This is a genomic window from Deltaproteobacteria bacterium GWC2_55_46 (assembly GCA_001595385.3).
Classification (GTDB): domain Bacteria; phylum Desulfobacterota; class GWC2-55-46; order GWC2-55-46; family GWC2-55-46; genus UBA5799.
Genome location: LVEI03000001.1, coordinates 995706 through 1015539, shown reverse-complemented (window position 1 = coordinate 1015539; position 19834 = coordinate 995706). Strand labels below are relative to the sequence as shown.

The 19834-nt window shown below is 56.0% G+C and carries 19 protein-coding genes; 13 read left to right on the top strand and 6 right to left on the bottom strand.

Going from position 1 to position 19834, the window contains the following annotated elements; all coding sequences use genetic code 11:
• Positions 1-126 precede the first annotated feature (126 nt).
• Complete coding sequence (locus tag A2V21_304810) at positions 127-2325, top strand: hypothetical protein (protein ID OIJ73644.1); 2199 nt, start codon at positions 127-129, stop codon at positions 2323-2325.
• A 56-nt stretch (positions 2326-2381) separates the two neighbouring features.
• Here A2V21_304810 and A2V21_304805 read toward each other — a convergent pair whose 3' ends face one another.
• Complete coding sequence (locus tag A2V21_304805; protein ID OIJ73643.1) at positions 2382-2669, bottom strand: hypothetical protein; 288 nt, start codon at positions 2667-2669, stop codon at positions 2382-2384.
• Positions 2670-2806: 137 nt separating this feature from the next.
• On the opposite strand from A2V21_304805, the gene A2V21_304800 reads away from it, so the two are divergent.
• The 11 genes from A2V21_304800 to A2V21_304750 all read left to right on the top strand — a co-directional run bounded on the left by A2V21_304800 (position 2807) and on the right by A2V21_304750 (position 15555).
• A complete protein-coding gene (locus tag A2V21_304800) occupies positions 2807-3913 on the top strand; it encodes a hypothetical protein (GenBank protein ID OIJ73642.1) in 1107 nt (368 codons plus the stop codon).
• 281 nt (positions 3914-4194) lie between these two features.
• The gene (locus A2V21_304795; protein ID OIJ73641.1) at positions 4195-4635 is read left to right on the top strand and encodes a hypothetical protein; all 441 of its coding nucleotides are present in this window, start codon (positions 4195-4197) and stop codon (positions 4633-4635) included.
• Positions 4636-4653: 18 nt separating this feature from the next.
• Positions 4654-5421, top strand: a complete 768-nt coding sequence (locus tag A2V21_304790) for a hypothetical protein (GenBank protein ID OIJ73640.1) — start codon at positions 4654-4656, stop codon at positions 5419-5421.
• Between the two features lie 29 nt (positions 5422-5450).
• Complete coding sequence (locus A2V21_304785) at positions 5451-6200, top strand: cytochrome c oxidase subunit II (protein OIJ73639.1); 750 nt, start codon at positions 5451-5453, stop codon at positions 6198-6200.
• Positions 6200-7825 carry a hypothetical protein gene (locus A2V21_304780; protein ID OIJ73638.1) on the top strand — a complete coding sequence of 542 codons (1626 nt, stop codon included), beginning with the start codon at positions 6200-6202 and terminating at the stop codon, positions 7823-7825. The genes A2V21_304785 and A2V21_304780 overlap by 1 nt, the downstream gene beginning before the upstream one ends.
• Positions 7826-8002: 177 nt before the next feature.
• Positions 8003-8857 (top strand): protoheme IX farnesyltransferase, encoded by an 855-nt coding sequence (locus A2V21_304775; GenBank protein ID OIJ73637.1) that lies wholly within the window; start codon positions 8003-8005, stop codon positions 8855-8857.
• Between the two features lie 9 nt (positions 8858-8866).
• Positions 8867-9631 (top strand): hypothetical protein, encoded by a 765-nt coding sequence (locus A2V21_304770; GenBank protein OIJ73636.1) that lies wholly within the window; start codon positions 8867-8869, stop codon positions 9629-9631.
• Between the two features lie 685 nt (positions 9632-10316).
• The gene (locus A2V21_304765) at positions 10317-10652 is read left to right on the top strand and encodes a hypothetical protein (GenBank protein OIJ75053.1); all 336 of its coding nucleotides are present in this window, start codon (positions 10317-10319) and stop codon (positions 10650-10652) included.
• 76 nt (positions 10653-10728) lie between these two features.
• Positions 10729-11274, top strand: a complete 546-nt coding sequence (locus A2V21_304760) for a hypothetical protein (protein ID OIJ73635.1) — start codon at positions 10729-10731, stop codon at positions 11272-11274.
• A 193-nt stretch (positions 11275-11467) separates the two neighbouring features.
• A complete protein-coding gene (locus A2V21_304755) occupies positions 11468-14485 on the top strand; it encodes a hypothetical protein (GenBank protein ID OIJ73634.1) in 3018 nt (1005 codons plus the stop codon).
• Positions 14482-15555: a two-component system response regulator gene (locus A2V21_304750; GenBank protein OIJ73633.1), complete on the top strand. Its 1074-nt coding sequence runs from the start codon at positions 14482-14484 to the stop codon at positions 15553-15555. Before A2V21_304755 ends, A2V21_304750 begins: the two co-directional genes overlap by 4 nt.
• Positions 15556-15569: 14 nt before the next feature.
• On the opposite strand, the gene A2V21_304745 is transcribed toward A2V21_304750, so the two are convergent.
• The 3 genes from A2V21_304745 to A2V21_304735 form a co-directional block, all read right to left on the bottom strand.
• Entirely contained in the window at positions 15570-16052 is a 483-nt protein-coding gene (locus A2V21_304745) for an adenosine monophosphate-protein transferase (protein ID OIJ73632.1), read from the bottom strand.
• Positions 16053-16080: 28 nt separating this feature from the next.
• A complete protein-coding gene (locus tag A2V21_304740; protein OIJ75052.1) occupies positions 16081-16743 on the bottom strand; it encodes a deoxyribose-phosphate aldolase in 663 nt (220 codons plus the stop codon).
• A gap of 168 nt (positions 16744-16911) precedes the next feature.
• A complete protein-coding gene (locus A2V21_304735; protein ID OIJ73631.1) occupies positions 16912-17685 on the bottom strand; it encodes a hypothetical protein in 774 nt (257 codons plus the stop codon).
• Between the two features lie 111 nt (positions 17686-17796).
• Here A2V21_304735 and A2V21_304730 point away from each other — a divergent pair, with 111 nt between their 5' ends.
• Complete coding sequence (locus tag A2V21_304730; protein ID OIJ73630.1) at positions 17797-18621, top strand: aldo/keto reductase; 825 nt, start codon at positions 17797-17799, stop codon at positions 18619-18621.
• An 8-nt stretch (positions 18622-18629) separates the two neighbouring features.
• Here the strand turns inward: A2V21_304730 and A2V21_304725 are convergent, their stop codons facing one another.
• Complete coding sequence (locus A2V21_304725; GenBank protein OIJ73629.1) at positions 18630-19160, bottom strand: lipid hydroperoxide peroxidase; 531 nt, start codon at positions 19158-19160, stop codon at positions 18630-18632.
• A 7-nt stretch (positions 19161-19167) separates the two neighbouring features.
• Entirely contained in the window at positions 19168-19818 is a 651-nt protein-coding gene (locus tag A2V21_304720; GenBank protein ID OIJ73628.1) for a nitroreductase, read from the bottom strand.
• Between the last annotated feature and the right edge of the window lie 16 nt (positions 19819-19834).

Here is a 19834-nt window from a genome sequence, read left to right as displayed (position 1 = left end):
GTCGCCGTCTTGTCCTGTCCGCTCTTGCGCCTTTAGAACAAATATCCATTGTGAAATACAAATTCAAAGGTATATAATGACGCGATAAAATCGCCATCTTGCAGGACAAGAAGCATTCGACCAGAGATGAAGGGATCGTACAAAAAATACAGGACCCCGGCGTTGGTACTGCTGCTCTTTGCCGCGATCCTCCTGGTCTACTCTCAGGTCCTTCGTTCACCGTTCGTTTTGGACGACAGGATGTACATCCTGGAAAACGACGAGATAAGAAGCCTCTCCGCCTTCTGGCCCCCCGCGGGGACGAGATATATAGCCTACCTTTCCTTTGCCCTGAACTTCAGCCTCGGCGGCTTCGACCCCTTCGGCTATCACCTTGTGAACGTGATAGTCCACGCGATAAATTCTGTCCTGGTATTCGCGCTGGTCTCGTTGACCTTCAGGACACCCCTTATGTCCGATGCGACTGGGGGACGCGGGGGGCTCGCGTTTTACGCCGGGGCTTTATCCGCGCTCCTGTTCGCCCTTCACCCGGTGCAGACAGAGGCTGTGACCTACGTGACCCAGAGGTTCGCCTCGCTCGCGGCCTTTTTCTATCTCCTTTCGCTCGTTACGTTCATAAGATGGCGCCTTTCAGCCTCGCGTTCATGGAAGAGCCTGTCGATATTCGCTCTCTCTGTAGTCAGCGCCGTTGCCGCGCAGAAGACAAAGGAGATTAGCTTTACCCTTCCGTTTGTGATAGTCCTTTATGATTTCGCCTTCTTTAACTCGCAGGAGAGGCTCAGGGCGAGGCTTTTAAGGCTCGCTCCGTTCGTGCTTGCCGCCCTGGTGATACCGCTTGAGATGCTCGCCCCGGCAGCCGGGTCCGGCATAGACGAGAAGATACGGCTGGCGCAGCTGGACGAGCTTCTTACCCTTTCAAGATACGACTACCTCATGACCCAGTTCAGGGTCGTATCAACGTACATAAGGCTTCTCTTTTTGCCGATAGACCAGAACCTCCTCTATGACTTCAGGCTTTCAAAGGGCTTCTTTGAGCCCATGGTGGCCGCCTCGTTCGTCTTCCTTGCAGCCATCTTTTTTTCAGCGCTCTATCTCTTTTTCCGTTCGCGTAAGCATAGAAACCCTTACGGGCTTCTGGCTTCCGCAGGCGTACTCTGGTTCTTCATGGCCCTTTCGGTCGAATCTTCCGTTGTGCCGATAAGGGACGTCATATTCGAGCACAGGCTCTATCTCCCGCTTGCCGGGGCATCGGCGGCAGCTTCCGGATCCCTGTTGTTCATCTTTGAATATGCTCGCCGAAAGGGATGGGGCAGGGCAAGGCACGCGGCTACTCTTGCCGTTATCGTCATCACCGCCTCCCTTGGCGCGGCTACATACGCGAGGAACCTCGTCTGGAAGGACCCGTTGTCGCTATACCAGGATATAGTCGGCAAGAGCCCCGGGAGGGCTACCGTACATTTCGACCTCGGCAAGATCTACAGGGACGCCGGGCGCGGGGACGACGCCGTCCGGGAATATAGAAAGGCCATCGAGCTTGACCCTGATTACGCGGAGCCGCATACCAACCTGGGGAACCTCTTCATAAGTAACAACCTGGCAGACCCCGCTATACAGGAGTACACGGCCGCGTTGAGGATAGACCCCGCTGATAATATCGCCCGCTATAACCTGGGGCTGGTTTTGAGCGCCCGTTCAAGGAATGAGGAGGCGATCGAGCAGTTCATCGAGGTCATAAGGCTCGACCCTGGCCACGCGGAGGCCTACAACAGCATCGGGAATATCTATTTCACAGCCCGCATGCTCGATAAGGCCGGGCAGGCTTATATGGCCGCGCTCAAGGCCGACCCTGGCTATGTAGTGGGGCGCAATAACCTCGGAAACGTCCATTACCTGGCGGGAAGGCTCGATATGGCTGAGAAAGAGTATCTGAAGGCCGTCGAGCTTAAACCGGACTATGCCGAGGCCCACAACAACCTCGGGGCCCTCTATCTTTTAAAGGGCGACTTCGGCAGGGCGGCTGAAGAATCCAGGGTGGCCGTTGACCTCAATCCAGGCAACGCTGACTCCCATTTTGTCCTGGGCAGGGCCTATTACGCCTCGGGGAAGATGGACGAGGCTATAAGGGAGTTCAAGGTGGTATTGAGGATCGACCCATTCGATACCGAGGCGCATTTAAGGGTCGCTGATGCCTTGATGGCGAAGGGGGCCAACGATGAGGCGATAGGGCATTATAAAGAGTTCATCGAAAGCTCGAAAGCCGGGAGCCTTGACAAGACGAGAGCCAGCCAAATGATAGCCAGGCTCAAGCGCTTACCCAAAAAATAAAAGAGAGGGGTCGCTCTTTCGCAACCCCTCTTTTATTTGATGCTTTTCAGGTCCCCTTATGCCGCCTTGCGGAGCGCTGGTTTTTCCAGGAAGCGGATATCCGGCTTCCCGGTGACCCCGGCCCGCCGCATGGCATCTTTGAGGTCGTCGGACGCCAGAAAATCGCGGGCTTTCCTTATGTCCCCGGTCTCGAAAAGGAGCACGACCTCCCTGGGGTTGTCAGTTCCCTGGAGGAGCAGGACCTCCTTGAGGCCGGCCTTGCGCCTGGCGGGCTCATGCTCGTCGTATACAGGTTTCCATCTCTTGAAATCAGCCACCTCGTGGTATATAAAAAGGTATGCCATACCGGTCCTCCTTTCATTCCCATATTTAAGTCTATACCAATTCCGCGCCCCGGCGTAAACCCTGGCCGGCATGTAACACAGCTTGTGAAGCGGCTGCCGTTCAGAGTATAATCACATTAAGGAATTACCGGGAAAAGATGCAGATAGAAGAGGCGCTTGATAACCTGGACGCGGCTGTCGTCTTCATAGATTGCCGCCACAGGATACAATGGATGAACCTGAAGGCCAGAGGCTGGTTCGGCCCTGACATCGGGCAGAGAAGGGCCTGTTACAGGATAGCCAGCTACGGCCAGGAGTTCTGCAAGATCTGTCCGACAGGCAGGGCCATCGACTTGAGCACGCCGGCCCATTACGAGTTCTCCCTTGAAAAAAATGGCACGCAGAAAAGCCTTGAGGTAATAGCCATACCCGTACTCGGGGAGGGCGGAGTGCCAGGGAGCGTCCTGGAGATAGTAATGGACGTGACAGGCAAGCGCCTTATAAAGATAGAGCAGGAAGAGCTGATGGAAAAGATCGAGAAGATGGCCGCCATAGGCCAGTTCGCGGCAGGTATAGCCCATGAGCTCAACACCCCGCTCGGGACCATCTCAATAATATCCGCCGAGCTTGAGCGCGCGATAGAGATGCCTCAGGAGAGAGTGCCGAAGGAGATGCTCCGCGAGTACCTCTCCGACATGAAGGGCGAGATAAACAGGTGCAAGGGCATCATAAACGACCTCCTCGGTTTCTCAAGCGGCGGGGCCTCCCGCACCGTTCCGACTGACATGAATTCCCTGGTCTCCAGGACGTTGGAGTTCGTGAAGAAGGGCAGGCACGGAGGGCCTGTGGAGCTAAGGGAGTCGCTCGACCCCGGGCTGCCTGTCGTCCTTACCGACCCTGACCGTTTCAGGCAGGTGCTCTTCAACGTCATCAAAAACGCCATCGAGGCGGCCGAGGAGAGCGGCGGCGGAGCCGTAGAGGTCTCCACATCCGCGGCGTCAGGCTTCGTAAAGGTGAGCGTGGCCGACAACGGCCCCGGCATACCGAAGGAGCTTTTGAAGAGGGTCTTCGAGCCATTTTTTACGACGAAATCGGTTGGCAAGGGCACCGGCCTTGGCCTTTCCGTGAGCTACGGCATCATGAGGGACCTGAAGGGCGAGATACGGGTAGAAAGCGTTCCGGGACAGACGAGGGTAGACCTGCTGATCCCCCTTTTGGACGCGACAAAAGTTTCTCCCGACGGAGAAGAAGAGAGCTCTATATAGCTTCTATTTATGTGAATTCATGCCGCATGCGGCATGAATGCTCATTTTAAGCTCAATTATCTGTTTTTTAACGTTTTTTTGTGAATCAACAGCCTGCCTTATACTGCCATTCTGCCGCACCTTTTGTCTGGCGCTTAAAAAATCCAAATAAAAAGCCTTGAAAATCAAACCCATCCGTCATGGCACGTTCATTGCTATTAATACGAGTGTAAATCTGTACAGAAACCAGGTTCCATCGGCCGGGGCCATCCGGCAGGCGAACCACCACAAGGGAGCTCTCTTTGTTCACGTTGAGCAAGGGTTCCGAGTACGCGATTGCCGGCCTCGTGTACATCGCCTCAAAAACTGATGATTTCACAGGCGTCGAGGAGATATCCAGGGCCACCGGTATATCCAAGCAGTATCTCGCGAAGATATTCCGGACTCTCGCGTCAAGGGGGATAATATCCTCTACAAGGGGCAGGGACGGCGGATTCATGCTCTCCAGGGCGCCGAGGATGATAACGCTCCTTGATGTGGTCGAGGCTATAGACGGCCCGGTCGAAGCAAGATGCATTAGAAAGGAGGAAGAATGCCCGGACTCACCCGGCTGCCAGCTCTACGGGGTCTTGAAAAGATGCGCGAAGAGCGTGGCGGAGGTGCTGTCCTCAGAGAATATAGGCGGGATAATGCTTTTTTTTGGCAATAAAAGTGGACTAAACAGACCCGAATTATCCAAATAAATTCAGGAGGTGGAATGAATGAACGGGCACGGGCATGCACATGAGTTGGGTTGGCACACGAGCATATGGCCCATGCTGGTCAGCGTGGGCATATTGTTCCTGATCCCGCTCTCCTTCGGCTTCTATTTCGTTTACCAGAAGCCGCTTTACGCGACCATCTGTCTTGGGATCGGCGCCCCGCTGGTCCTGTTGTCGATAGCTGGCTGGGTAAGAGAGGGGATCGCGGACGAGCATGGCATCAGCGAAGGTCTAAGCATCTGGGCGATGCCGTTCTTCATAGTCGCTGAGGCGCTGCTTTTCGTGGGTTTTTTCGCGGCATACTGGGCAACAAGGCTTACGGCGCCTTTCTGGCCGCCAGCCGGCACGCCGGAGATATCTACGATAGTGCCTATCATAATGACAGTCATACTGGTCTCGTCGAGCTTCACGATCCATATGGCGGAGAAGTACGTGGAGCCGGAGCACTACAACAGGAGCAGCTTCATCTTCTGGCTCGTTACCACGATGGTCTTGGGGTTGGGCTTCCTCGGGATGTCGGCGTTTGAATGGACAGAGCTCTATCATGAGGGCTTCAAGTTCGATACCAACATCTTCTCGACCTCCTTCTTCTCCATTACCGGTTTCCACGGCTCGCACGTGATGGTCGGCCTTGGAATATTCGTAGCCGTCCTTCTGCCGGCCCTTGCCGGGAAGATCAACAAGACGTTCGTGAGCGCGGCTTCCATGTACTGGCACTTCGTCGACATAGTATGGTTCTTTGTCGTGTCGCAGGTCTATTTCTGGTAGGCCGCAGGACAAAAATGAAAGGAGAGGGAATGATGAAAAAGATCAAATGGCTGCTGACAGTCCCCGCTCTCCTCGCGCCCGCGGCCTCCATGGCCAAGGAAGCGGCCGGGGAAGCTGCGGCGGTGGCTGGAGCGGTTCCTGACATCACCGAAGGCTGGTGGCACCTCTGGAATGAGATGATGTGGGACATCGGCTTGATAGGCGGCTTATTCGCCATTGTCATAATCTATCTTCTCGTGAAGTACAGGAGGAAGAACAGCGATGAGGAGGGCAAGGGAGTTAAGCTCTCTCAGCTCGCCGCCGCGGGCTGGATATTCATACCGGCCTTCCTCTTCATTGCAGATGACATATTCCTGGCCGCCAAGAACTTCGAGCAGTGGCAGAAGATGAGGACCCCTCCCGCTGAATCCTACGAGGTAGCGGTCGAGGGGTATATGTGGGGATTTGATATAACCTACCCCGAAGGCATCACCGCCACCAACGAGCTCAGGGTCCCGGAGGGCAAGGCCATAAAGGTGAACCTCACCAGCAGGGACGTCGTGCACGCCTTCTTCGTGCCCGACTACAAGGTCAAATGGGACATGGTGCCGGGTTCGCAGACCCATCTCTGGTTCAACGCGAAAGGGATAGGCGAGCACGTCTTGACCTGCGCCGAGTACTGCGGCACCATGCACTCGGGCATGTACGGCAAGGTCATCGTGATGCCAGAGGCCGAGTTCCGGAAATGGGTTGAGGAAAACAAGCCGAAAAAAGCAGAAAGCACAGGAGGTGAAGCATAATGAGCTCAACAGTCGCTGAACCAGTACATGCCTCCGTCGGGGCGCACTCGAAGTTCAGCCTCAAGGAATGGGTCTTCACGACCGACCACAAGAGGGTCGCGGTCCTGTACCTGATCGGCTCGTTCGCCGCCTTCTTCGTGGCAGGGCTCATGGCCATGCTCATGAGGACGGAGCTGGCGAGCCTCGGGCCGACGGTGACAGATAACCCTGGCAGCTATAACGTATGGCTCTACTTCCACGGGGCCGCTATGATACTCGGCTTCCAGATACCGGCGCTTACCGGGTTCTTCGCGAACTTCTACGTGCCACTCATGATAGGCGCCAAGGACGTGGCCTTCCCGAGGCTCAACGCCTTTAGCTTCTGGCTCTTCCTCATGGGTGTCGTGCTCGCGCTCCTTACGTTCGTGATCCCCGACCCTCCGGACATCATGTGGACCGGCTATCCGCCGTATTCTATCGTAACGGGCGGCAACACGGCATTCTATACCTTTACAGTGCTTCTCATCGGCTTCTCATCGATCGTGGGCGGCGTGAACTTCCTTACCACGATAATCCACATGAGGGCGCCCGGGGTGACCTGGGGCAAGCTCAACATGTTTGTCTGGTGCACGCTCGCGGCCTTCATAATCCAGCTCATATTCGTCCCGATCCTCGGCGTGGCCGTGACCATGCTCTCTTTCGACAAGTACGTGGGCACCCACTTCTTCGACGCGGCGGCAGGCGGGAGCGCGCTCATATACGAGAACCTCTTCTGGTTCTACTCGCACCCGGCGGTCTACGTCATATTCCTGCCCGCCATAGGGATGATCTACGAGATAGTGGCGACATTCTCCAGGAACGCGATATTCAACTTCAAGAAGACCATCTATTATGGTGTCCTCGGCGTCGTGGCGCTCTCCGGCATAGTCTGGGTGCATCACCTCTACACCGCCGGCGTGCCTGACTGGCTTGTCCTCATACAGGTCTTCACCACGCTCATCATAAGCGTCCCGGTCGGGCTCCTTATGATAGCTCTGGTCGGGACCCTTTATAAGGGCTCCATCCTGTACCAGACCCCCATGTGGTACGCGGTCGGCTTTCTCTTCCTCTTCCTCATAGGGGGACTGACCGGCATACCCAACGCCATGTCGGCTATCTACATCCACCTTACCGACACCTACTGGATGCCTGGCCACTTCCACTACGTTATGGCCGTCTCGGTGACAACGGCTATCATCGGGGGGACGTATTATGCCTTCCCCAAGATGACCGGCAAGATGTACAACGAGACACTCGGCAAGCTCGGCTTCCTCCTTTTCTTCGTAGGGGTGAACATAACCTTCATGCTGACGATGATAATGGGCGTCATGGGCATGCCGAGGCGCTACTACGACTATCAGCAGTTCCCTGAGATAGAGCCGTTGCAGCAGTGGGCCACGTGGGGATCGTACATAATATTCCTCGGGGCGGTAGTGGTGCTCATCTCCTGGATACACGGGGCTATATGGGGCAAGAAGGCCCCGCAGAACCCCTGGGGCTCGCGTTCGCTCGAGTGGACGCATGCCTCTTCGCCGCCGCCTCCCGGCAACTGGGGCGGAGAGCTGAAGATCCCTGAGAAGTGGGACCCTTACGGGTACGGCAAATAGCGAAAGGACGTATGGACCAATTGGGGACGGATGACGGCCTAAAGGGGCCTTCAGGGGAAGCAAGCGATGATGCCGGGACATGCCCGGCCTGCAAGCCGGGGCCGGGCGGCTGTCCCATATACGAAAGGTGCAGGCGTTCAAGAAAGCCATGAACCTTAAACAGAAAAGGAGGAGGCCATGCACGGGATAGCCAAGTACCTGCCGCTTTTCAAGCTCAGGATATGCTGGCTTATTACCCTGAGCGCGGTCGTAGGGCTTGCCGCAGCTCCGTACGGATTGACGGCAGGGAAGTTCGCTTTCCTCGTCCTGGCCACCATGGCCGCGGCGGCAGCCGCCAGCGCGCTCAACCATTACTTTGACAGGGACATAGACTCGGTGATGAAGAGGACCAGGGGCAGGCCCCTGGCCTCAAATTGCCCGCCCGCCGCAGCCCCTATCGCCGCGGCTGTGCTCCTCGGGTTGTCGGTTGCGATCTCTCTTCTTGAGCTAAATTACATGGTGGCGCTCCACCTCTTCCTGGGCGCTTTCGTCTACGCTATCGTATATACTGTGTGGCTCAAACGCCGTAGCTGGCTCAATATCATCGTCGGCGGACTTGCCGGAAGCTTCGCGGTGCTCGCCGGCGGCGCCTCTGCCGAGCCGGAGTTTTGCGCCACCGCCGTAATGCTCTCGGTAGTGATGTTCTTCTGGACGCCTTCGCATTTCTGGAGCTTCGCCATTGTGCACAGGGATGACTATGAGAGGGCCGGTGTGCCCATGCTCCCCAATGTGGTCGGCGACAGGAAGGCCGCCGTCTATATCGCGATCAATACCGTCCTGCTTGTCGGCTCCTCCCTCCTGCCGGTCTTCCTCGGTTACTTCGGCGTCCTGTATGCGGTCGCGGCCACAGCCGCTGGCGCTTATTTTCTCTACTGGAACGCGAGATTGGTCAGAAATACCACGAAGGAGATAGCCTGGAAGAACTTCAAGGTCTCGATGGCCTATCTGGCGATACTTTTCGCCGGTGTGTTCCTGGAAGTCGGAGTGGGGTAGATAGCCATTATGAGGACCTTTCTATCCGTCATATTCGCGATGATCGTCTTTTTCGCCCCCCTGGGAAGCGCCTCAGCCGAGGTCCCTCCGGGGGGGAAGCTGGCCGACGTCAAGCTTATCGACCAGGGCGGCAGGAGGTTCGCCTTGAGCTCCCTTTATGGCAAGCCGCTGGTCGTAAGTTTCATATATACCTCCTGCGTCCATACATGCGGCACGCTCACAGCGAGCCTCAAGGGCATTTTTGCATCCCCAGGCTCTGATTTCGGCACTGGCTTCACATCTGTTACCATAGGCTTTGATACGGAGAGGGATACCCCTGAAGCCCTTGGCAACTACGGCCGCCAGTTCACGGATGACTTCAGCTCCTGGAGGTTCGCCTCCTCAGACAGGGAGGCGATGGAGAAGCTCATAAAGGAGGCTGGGTTCGCCTATACAAAGTCCGATTCAGGCTTTGACCATCCGAACATGGCCGTTGTCATCGGGCCGGACGGCAGGGTCTTCAAGCGCATCTACGGCACAGAGATAGACCGTACGGCCCTTCTTGACGCCGTCGCACAGTCCAGGGACCTTGAGAGCCCCTCCTATGGCGCGGCGCCATCAGGGCTCATCGGCTTTTTGAAGTCCATATGCTATACCTACGACCCCAGGACAGGGACCTACAGGCCCGACTATAGCATGTTCGCCATGATAGGCCTCGGTTTTCTGTTTTGGTCGAGCCTTATGGCCACAGCCGTTTATGTGGTCCGAAAGGCCAGAAAAAGCGGCGACATTTAGCCGTATCGCCGCTCACCTCCCTGTATGTCCGGCCCCTTCCGGGCTGGACAGTTTTGCATCCATTAAACCTTGCCGCCTCGCCCCGCATTCCCCCTGATTGTCATCGATGAAAGTTCTGCTATATTCTGTTTGGAATATGTTCGCGATGAAAACCCTCAATGAGATCATAGGCTGGCTTTCCAGGGTAGAGGCATCGGCGCAAAGGCTTTACGCCGATGCCGCGCGCGTATTTCATGACGACTTGGACCTCTCGGAACTTTTGCGGCAGCTCTCGATCGATGAAGGGCTGCACCACGAGCTGTTGGTTACGGCTGGAGAGTCCATCCGGGGCCAGCAGGACGGCTCATTCATATCCATTGACCCGGAGACCAGGCGGAAGGTAGAAAAGCCCTTCAATGAGCTGTCTGAAAAGCTTGCCGGCAGGGGGCTTTCAAAGGATGAGCTTATCGACCATATCATCTCCATCGAATTCTCAGAGCTGAATAGTCTTCTCTTCTATGTCATGGACGAGCTCAAGGAGAGCTCCCCAAGGCAGTTCTCTTCAGCAGCTCATGATATTGAGGGGCACGATAAGCGGATAAAGGCTTTCCTCGTGCAAAGGCCCGAATACGAGGAGCTCTGGAAGAGGGCCATTCAGTTCCCGAAGATATTGAAAGACCGGATACTCATCGTCGAGGACAGGGAGATGAACCTTAAGCTCCTCAAGTCGGTCCTCGAGGGCGAAGGGACGCTGGAGGCGGCAATGAACGGGGATGAGGCCCTCAGGATTTTGGGGTCGGGGACCTTCTCCGCCATCATCGCTGACATAGACATGCCCGTGATGGACGGGGTAGAGCTCTACCGCAGGGCTGTGGAAAGGTTCCCGCGGCTTAAACCCAGGTTCGTCTTTTTTACCTCCACCACAGACCCGGAGCGGCTAAGGTTATTGAGAGAGAATAACCTTAAGGTCATCCAGAAGCCGGCGTCCATAAGCGAGATAAGGCGAGCCGTAAGGGAGATCATCGAGTCGAAGACCACTTAAGGATATTGAAAAAGCCCCGAAATGATGTTAAATTTCAAAAAAATGCCCATCCTGCCTTGAGTAGAGGAGACTCTCTTTGAGAAGTTCGGCTGTCGGTTCAGCTGTCTTTGTATTTTTTTTCCTTTTTTTCTCCAATGCCATCGCGGGTCCCGCTAAAAAGGGGGGTGAAGCCGCTTATGTCTTTCCTTCCATCCTTACAAACGGGGAGAAGGCCGGGGACCTCATCCTGGGCCGGACTACCGTCGAAGAGGCCGTCAGGATGCACCCTCAGCCTCCGCTGGGCCCTTATGACGGCGATGTACGCCCTGTAGAAGCCTTTCCTGCCCTGTCTGCCGATGGTCTTCCGGAGCTAAAGACGGTATATAACCCCTGGCAGACCATGTACTCCCTTTTCTTCGACTCCGAAAAAAAACTCGTCATGGTCTCCGAGCTCCACGAACTCGGAAGCCTTTCCGAGAAAAAGCTTCTGGCCGATAATCCGGGCCTTACGGAAACGTACAGGGACAATGGTCTGGTCGAGTACCGCTTGGATATCCAGCCCTGCGTAACGCTTATCGCCCTGGTAACAGGCGATGGGTGGGTGGAAGAGCTATCGGTAGCCTACTCCTGCGATGGGCCCTGAGAGAGGCCCCTTCATCGAATTGTCTTGATTCTTAAGCAGAATACAGGGTAAACTCTCCTCAACGTATGTGGCGAGTTGTCCGGTACGCACCTGCACCTCCGAGTGACTATTCCCATCTGCCATCCTCCATCCTCATTCTTGGCAAAGGCCGGCTCTGCCTTTTTAATCCCATAGTTAGCGCCGGGCGGTATATATGAAGCTCAAAAACCTCTCCATCCTCCAGAAAGCCCTTCTCGGCGTACTCCTTATCCTCTTCCCCATATCGGTCTCATTTTTCCACGGCTATTTCGAGAACAGGGAAGAGCTCATGCTGCAAACTCTCGACGACCTTACAGTCGTAGCCGACGCCTATGAGGGGCAGGTCTACTTCTACCTTGAGATGGTCAAAATTAGGGCGCAGGACTTCGCGAGCGGCGGCACCATAGTAGACAAGGTCAAGGGCATCAAACAGGGGAAAAAGAGCGATGTCGAGAGGCTCTCGGCATATCTCAAGGCATACAAGCTGCCGCTGGATAAGAACATCGACCATATAGACGTCGTCTCCCTTGAGGGCATGGTGCTGGCCTCCACAGACCCGGCCAGAGTGGGGATAGACGTCTCCGGGGAGGGCTTCCTCATAAAGGGGAAGGTTGCGGCAGCGGTGGATGAGCGGTTGGATAACCGGGATTATCCCGAGATGGCCTCAGCCGCGCCCATAAGGGACCCTGAAACCGGTAGCGTCATAGGCGTAATGGCGATATTCCAGCACATCTCCGGCCTAAGCGAGGTGCTCACAGGGGAGCTTACCAGGGAATTAGGCGCGCTCACATGGGGCAAGGGCAGACGGAAGACCATGGAAGTCTACCTTGTGAACAGGGATAGCCTCATGATAACCGAGTCTATCTTCATAAAGGACGCGCTGCTTCGGCAGAAGGTCACTTCAAGGCCGGTCACAGAGTGCCTGGCGAGCGGCAGGGAGCACGTCGGCTTCTACAGGGACTACAGGGGGGTGGAGGTGGCAGGCGCGTCCATGTGCTTCCCCTCCATGAGATGGGTGCTCCTGGTCGAGGTCGATTCTTCCGAGATACTCGCGCCAGTAGGCCACATAGCGAGGGACGCCATCTTCGGTGGGGTCATCTCGATAGGGGTCATCGTCTTCATGTTCCTGGTCTTTTACAGGAACATAATAAAGAGGCTGCGCCTGCTTTCCGGGGCATCCGCCACGATAGCCGGCGGAAATTACGATATAGAGGTCCCCGTTGATAGCAACGACGAGATAGGCGTCCTTTCCAGGAGCTTCAACAGGATGTCCTCCGAGATAATGGCAAGGACCACGCTCCTTAAGGACAGCGAGGAGAAGTACCGTTCCCTGATCTCCCATATACCTGACGTAACCTGGACAGCCACCAGGGACGGCAGGGTGGTCTACATCAGCAAAAACATCACGAGAGTCATCGGGTATACGCCCGAGGAGGTCTGCGCCAACGAATCGATATGGCTCGATTCGGTCCACCCGGATGACCAGGGGAGGGTGAAGGCCGCGAACGAGGCGCTTTTCAGCTCAGGGCGCCAGTTCGAGGAGGAGTACAGGATCAGGACAAAGAACGGGCGCTGGATATGGGTATACGACAGGGCGCGTTCCACATACGAGAAGGGCGGGGTCTGGCTCGCGGACGGCGTGCTCTCGGACATCACGGCGCGCAAGCTCGCCGAGGCGGCCAGGCAGGAGCTGCAGCAAAGATATGAGGGCCTTCTCAACAATATCACGGTAGGGGTCTATCGGGATACCGAGGACGAGGACGGCGGGTTCTTCGATGTGAACAAGGCGTTTGTGCGCATGATCGAGGGCTCTTCGAGCGAGGAAGTAACCGGCCGCATGGCGAGGGATTTCTTTGTGGACAGCGCCAGGCGCGCCGCGATCGCCCGTAAGATAAATAAATACGGTTTTGTGAGGAACGAAGAGGCCGAGCTGGCAACCCTCAAGGGAAAAAGGATTTGGGCCGCTATCTCGGCGGTAAAGGGCTTCAGCGCGGATGGAGGCGCCTGCTTCGACGGAATTTTCGAGGACATCACCGAGCGCAAGCGCCTTGAGGAACAGCTCCGGCAGTCGCAGAAGCTCGAGGCCGTGGGCCAGCTCGCCGGCGGCATCGCGCACGACTTCAACAACATACTGACCGCCATCATCGGCTACGGCAACCTCCTTTTACTGAAGCGTGGCGATGATGATACCGTCAAGAGCTACTCCGAGCACGTGATAACCCTCTCGGAGAAGGCATCGCATCTTACCCAGGGGCTCCTGGCCTTCAGCAGAAAGCAGGTGATGATCTCCCAACCCCTCGACCTCAACTCCCTCATAAGGGGCATTGAGAAGTTACTGGCCAGGCTCATAAGGGAGGATATCCAGCTTAAGACCGCGCTTGCCGAAGGCGAGATAACGGTCAAGGCCGACTCGACGCAGATAGAGCAGGTCATCATGAACCTCGTTACCAACGCGAGGGACGCGATGCCAAAAGGCGGCCTTCTCACGATAAGCTCAGAGGTGGTCTCTGTAGGGCAGGACTTCGTCAACACGCACGGCTATGGAGAGCCTGGCCTCTACGCGCTCGTAGCTGTCTCGGACACCGGCCTTGGCATGGACGAATCGACGCGTAAAAGGCTCTTCGAGCCGTTCTTCACTACCAAGGAGGTCGGGAAGGGCACAGGCCTCGGGCTGGCGGTGGTCTACGGGATAATAAAGCAGCACGGTGGGTATATAAATGTCTACAGCGAGCCCGGCTCCGGCTCAACTTTTAAGATATATCTGCCGATAACAGAATCAGGCGGCGTGATGGCCGAGCCGGAGGGTTCTGGCGAGATAAAGGGAGGGAGCGAGACCATCCTGCTGGCCGAGGACGAATACGAGGTGAGGGCCGTCAACAGGAGCATACTCGAGGAGTTCGGATACAATGTCGTCGAGGCGGCTGACGGGCAAGAAGCGGTCAGTAAATACATGGAATACAGCGCCAGGATCGGGCTTCTGATAATGGATATGGTCATGCCGGGCAAAAGCGGGAAGGAGGCGTACGGCGAGATCATTAAGGTCAAGCCTGACGTGAAGGTGATATTCACGAGCGGTTACGCGCCTGATCTCATGAAGGCGAAAGGCTTTTTGGAGCCAGGGGCATGTTTCATATCAAAGCCGGTATCCCCGGGGGAGCTGCTGAAGAAGGTCAGGGAGGTCTTGGACAGATGACGCCAGAGGCTTTGAGCTCGATAATAGTCGTGGACGATAACGCCTTCGTGCTGGACAGCACCGCGTTGCTGCTCTCCGGTTACGGCTATAAGGTGACGATCTGCAAAAACGCCGAGGAGGCCCTTAGTAGTTTCAGGGCCTCTGTCCCCGACGCGGTCCTGACGGACATAAAGATGCCGGGCACCTCAGGCATAGACCTTCTCGAGAAGATAAGGTCAGCCGACAGGGATGTGCCTGTCATCCTCATGACCGCGTACGCGGAGCTTGACATGGCGGTAAACGCCATCAAAAGGGGCGCCTTCGACTTCATAATAAAGCCGTATAAGCCAGAGTACCTCCTGCATGCCATCGAGAAGGCCGTGAAGTACAACAAGCTCATCCAGATGGAGAAGAGCTACAAGCGCCGCCTTGAGGAGGAGGTAAAGAGAAGGACCTCGGAGCTTGCGCAGGCCCTTCAGATGGTAAAGGACACAAGCAAGGAGCTGGTCTACAGGATAACGCACATAGCAGAGTTCAGGGACAGCGACACAGGGGCGCACATCAGGAGGATAGGGCTGTACTCCGGGAGGCTCGCCGAGGCGGTAGGGGCCTCGCCGGAGCTTGTCGAGACGATAACCTTCGCAAGTTCCATGCATGACATCGGCAAGATCGGCATCCCGGACGGCATACTCCTTAAGCCGGGACCGCTTACGTATGATGAGTTCGAGGTGATGAAGGGACACACGATCATAGGCGAGAAGATGCTCCTGGACTCTCCCTATGCTTCCATCCAGGCAGCCGCCGTCATAGCAAGGAACCACCACGAGCGCTGGGACGGCACCGGCTATCCGTCAGGGCTCAAGGGGGAGGATATACCGCTCGAAGGCAGGATCGTAATGCTTGTGGACCAGTACGATGCCTTGAGGAGCAAAAGGCCCTACAAGAATGCCATGAGCCATGAAGAGACGGTGCGGATAATCACTCAGGGTGACGGCAGGACCGAGCCGGAGCATTTCGACCCGGGTGTGCTTGACGCTTTCCTTAAGGCCGTTGACGAGTTTGACGAGATCTATGAGCTGCACAGGGATTAGGCCTTGGCAGCCAGCTAAAGCTTGTACCCTATCTTCCTTAAAAAGGTCTTCCTTTCTTCCCTGTCCTTTTCACTTTCCACCATAAGAGGGCTAAAGCCGTCTATTACGCCCACGACACCCTTGCCCTGGTCTGTCTTGGCGACTATCACCTGAAGCGGGTTGGCGGTGGCGCAGAAGATATTGCATACCTCCTGGCAGTCCTTGATCGGGTTCAGTACGTTTATGGGGAATGCTCCCTTGAGGATTATCACGAACAGGTGGCCAGCGCCGATGGCGATGGCGTTGTCAGCGGCGGATTTTTTCATGGCCTCGTCGTTTCCCTCGACCCGTATAAGGCACGGGCCAGACGCTTCGCAGAGCGCGACCCCGAATCTGGCCTCAGGCACCGTAGTCCTTATGATCTCATAGAGGTCCTCGACGGTCTTTATGAAATGGGTCTGGCCGATGATGACGTTGGCCCCTTCCGGTATTTCGACCTTGATGGATTTAAGCTCCATTTCGCCCCCTATACGTCGCGTCATGACTTCACATACCGGCGCGCGCCGTCAACTCTTCTATTATATCAGCCCCCGCGCTTGTGCCAAGCCTTCCGGCCCCGGCCTCGATCATCCTGAGCGCGTCTTCAAGGCCCCTTATTCCGCCCGATGCCTTGATTTTTATCCTGCCGGCAGCAGCCTTTGTGAGTAGCAAGACGTCATGGACGGTCGCCTTGCCCGGATTGAAGCCGGTAGAGGTCTTGACATACTGCGCCCCCGCGCTGACAGAAGCCTCAAGAGCCTTTATCTTTTCATCATCCGTAAGGAAACCAGTCTCTATGATGACCTTTACGACCGTATCGGGCAGGGCATGGACCACCCCGCTTATCTCGTCCGCGACAGCGCCATATTCACCGGACCTGAAAAGAGAGATGTTCATGACCATATCGACTTCAGCGGCGCCGTCGTCCACGGCCTTTTTTGCCTCCAGGAGTTTTATCCCTTCAGATTGAAAGCCGAGCGGAAAGCCTGTGACGGTGCTTATCTTTGCCTGGCTTCCTTTAAGCATCCGGAAGGCTTCTTTTACGTGGCATGGCGGCAGGCAAAGGGTGGCGAAGCCGTACGGGGCGGACTTCTCTATGAACTTCGCGATATCGCTCCGCGTCGCTTCAGGCTTGAGGAGGGTCTGGTCGATAATGGCGGCAAGCGTTATGTGCTCCATCGCTCGAAGATAGCAGATAATCGCCTCACGGGCAAGTCTTGCCCGAAGGGGCGCTGCGGGGCATTTGACTAAGATCCGTAAACGGTGGTAACTTTTTTAAACAAAGGGAGCGTATGATATAAAGCGAAAGACAAGGGCTGAGAATACTCCTTGTGGAGGCTAATCCCAGAAACCGCGCCGCCTTAAGTGCCCCTTGAGGCACAGGGCGAGGTTGGCTACGAGCCCCGGGGCGCTGTTCGTTATGAAGACCCTGCCCTCTGCAGAGAAGGTCTCGTCCTGTACCCTGTCAATATGCCTGCCCTCAAGGACCTTCTCGAAAAATGGCATGATCTTGTCCTTCATGCGAAGGCGCGTATCCTCGAGAAATATGGCGAGCGAGGGCTTAAGGTCAAGCGCCCTCGACATGAAGGCCAGGACCTCTGTCTCCTCGATGTTCTTCGGCGGAGAGGACTTCACCTCAACGTATACGAGCTCTCCTTCTACCTCCGCTACCACGTCGTAATCACCGCCGACAGACCCGCCGCCAAGCCTCACCCCCCAGAGCGCGGGGGAGGAGAACTCCCTTTCAAAGATGTTTGCCACGAACCATTCAAGTGTATCCCCGAAACTGAATACCGCCTCTGATTTAAGCCTGTAAGTCCCGCCCCCGGCCTCGTCTATCACCCCGCGGTCGAGGAGGAACCTTAGATACCGCTCCACCCATTCAAGGGTCGAGTACTTCAGGAGGTCGCCGGCCCTGAAAGAGCGCCTGTTCTTTATGACCTCTCTTATGAAGAGCCTGAAGGAGTACTTCTTGAGCATCTCGTAGAGCTCGTCTTCGAACGCGCTCTCAAGGTCTGGCGGAAAAAAGAGGTACTCCGTCGGGTTTGAGAGCAGTACCTCGAAGCCCCTTCTTCTGAGCATCGACGCTACGGGGTGCTCTCTTTCTTTCATCCTGGCAGCCTCCGCAAGGAAAGCTTCTCAGATTGGCATTTACCTCGGCACTCCGTTGGTATATAAATAAGCTTTACACAAAACAGACCGAAAGGCCGCTATACTACTCATATGGATAGACCGATACCAAAAAGAAAGTTCGGAAGGACAGGCGTTGACGTTACTATACTCGGCCTCGGAGGCGAGGGCGTATTAAGGACCTTCGGTAAGGAAAAAGAGGCCGACGCCCTCATAAATACCGCCCTCGACCTTGGGATAAACTACATGGAATCGGCCCGGGCATACTCTGGGAGCGAAGCCTACTACGGCCTCGCCCTTAAGGAGCGCAGGGATAAGGTGTTGCTGGCGAGCAAGTCCCACGCGAGGGACAAAAAAGGGGTCCTTGGGCACCTTGAGGAGACGCTCCGGAACATGAAGACCGACTACCTTGACCTCTGGTACATACACGACGTGAGGACCGACGACGAGGTGAATAAGATTTTCGGCCCTGAAGGCGCGATCGAGGGCTTTATCCACGCAAGGGATAAGGGCCTTGTGAAATACATCGGCGTCACCGGCCACCACGACCCGTTGATTATCAAAAAATGCCTTGAGTCTTTTGACTTTGACGCCGTGCTCGTGCCCGTAAACCCGGCGGAGCCTTTCTATAAATGCTTTCTCGATGAGGTAGTGCCGCTGGCAAGCGCCAAAGACACCGCCATCGCCGGGATGAAGGTCTATATGAAGGGCCTTTTCCAGGCGCCCAGGAGGCTCCTTCTAAGCTACGCCCTCACCCAGCCCATATCTACCGCCGTGGTAGGATGCGACAATATAGACCAGATGAACGAGAACGCCGAGGCCGCAAGCGAATTCCAGCCTCTAAAGTACAAAGAGGTACAGAGGTTCACCCAGATGATAGAGCCGTACGCCAGGCAGCTCATGTTCTACAAACCTTAAGGGGGCTGCTACGCGGCCTTGCCTTTCGCGATAAGCTCTGTGGCGGCCTTAAGGGCGTTCTCAAAGTTGACGCTGTGTGTCGCCTCGGAGACTATCTCCGAGTACGCGATATTGTCTTTGGCGTCGACCACGAAGACCGCGCGAGCCAGGAACCTCAACTCCTTCATGAGCACCCCGTAATTTTCCCCGAACGAGGCGTACCTGAAATCCGACAGCGCCTTTGCCCTGTCTATGCCGGCGGTACTGCAGAACCTCTTGAGCGCAAAGGGCAGGTCCATCGTGACGTTCAGGACAGCTACCCCATTGCCGAGCGAGGCCGCCTTTTCGTTGAAACTGCGGAGCTGCTGGTCGCAGACACTCGTGTCTATCGATACCGCCACGCTTATTAGCTTTACCTTGCCATTGAAGTCCTTGAGAGTCACTTCGTTAAGGTCACTGTCCACGAGTATGAAGTCAGGGGACTTGTCCCCCGCCTTAAGCTCCGGGCCGACCAGTGTCACCGGCTTCCCAAGGAACGTTATCCTGTTTTTCCTTTCCATTTTATCCTCACTTTCCGTAAGTCTCGTGGCTTACGAACTCTGCAAGCTCCCTCCTGAATGCCCTCGGAGCGAGGTTTACACCGGGCTTCAGAGACCCGATCGCGACGAGCATGGGGATTATCATCCGCTCCGGTATGTTGAACTCTTTTTTTACACAGCCCTCGTCAAACCCGTCCATCGGGTGGGTATCAAGCCCCAGGCCCTTGGCGGCGAGCATGAGGTTCATCGCGAAAAGGGCCGTATTCTTGACCGCGAAAAGCTTCCGCGTAAGGCTGTCCCTGGCCCCGTAAAGGCTCAACATCATATCGGAGTAGGTTTTCCTCATCTCGGGCTTCATGAAGCCAAGCGCCAACCAGCTTTCGAGCACCCTGTCCATGTTCTCCTCAACGCCGTCCGGGTCGGCCGCCATGATGAGTACCACCGAGGCCTCCTCCACCTTCTGCTGGTTCATGGCGCACCTGCGGAGCGTTTTTTTACTTTCAGCTTGAGAGACCACGACCACCCTCCAGGGCTGGAGATTAAATGACGAAGGAGCGAGGTTGGCGAGCCGGAGGAGCTCATCTATGGCGCTATCGGAGAGTGTTTTCGCGGGGTCGAAGAAGTTTATGGAGCGGCGTTCCTTTATCGCATGGATGGTGTCCATCTGGACCTCCTTCATATGGACCAAAAGCCTT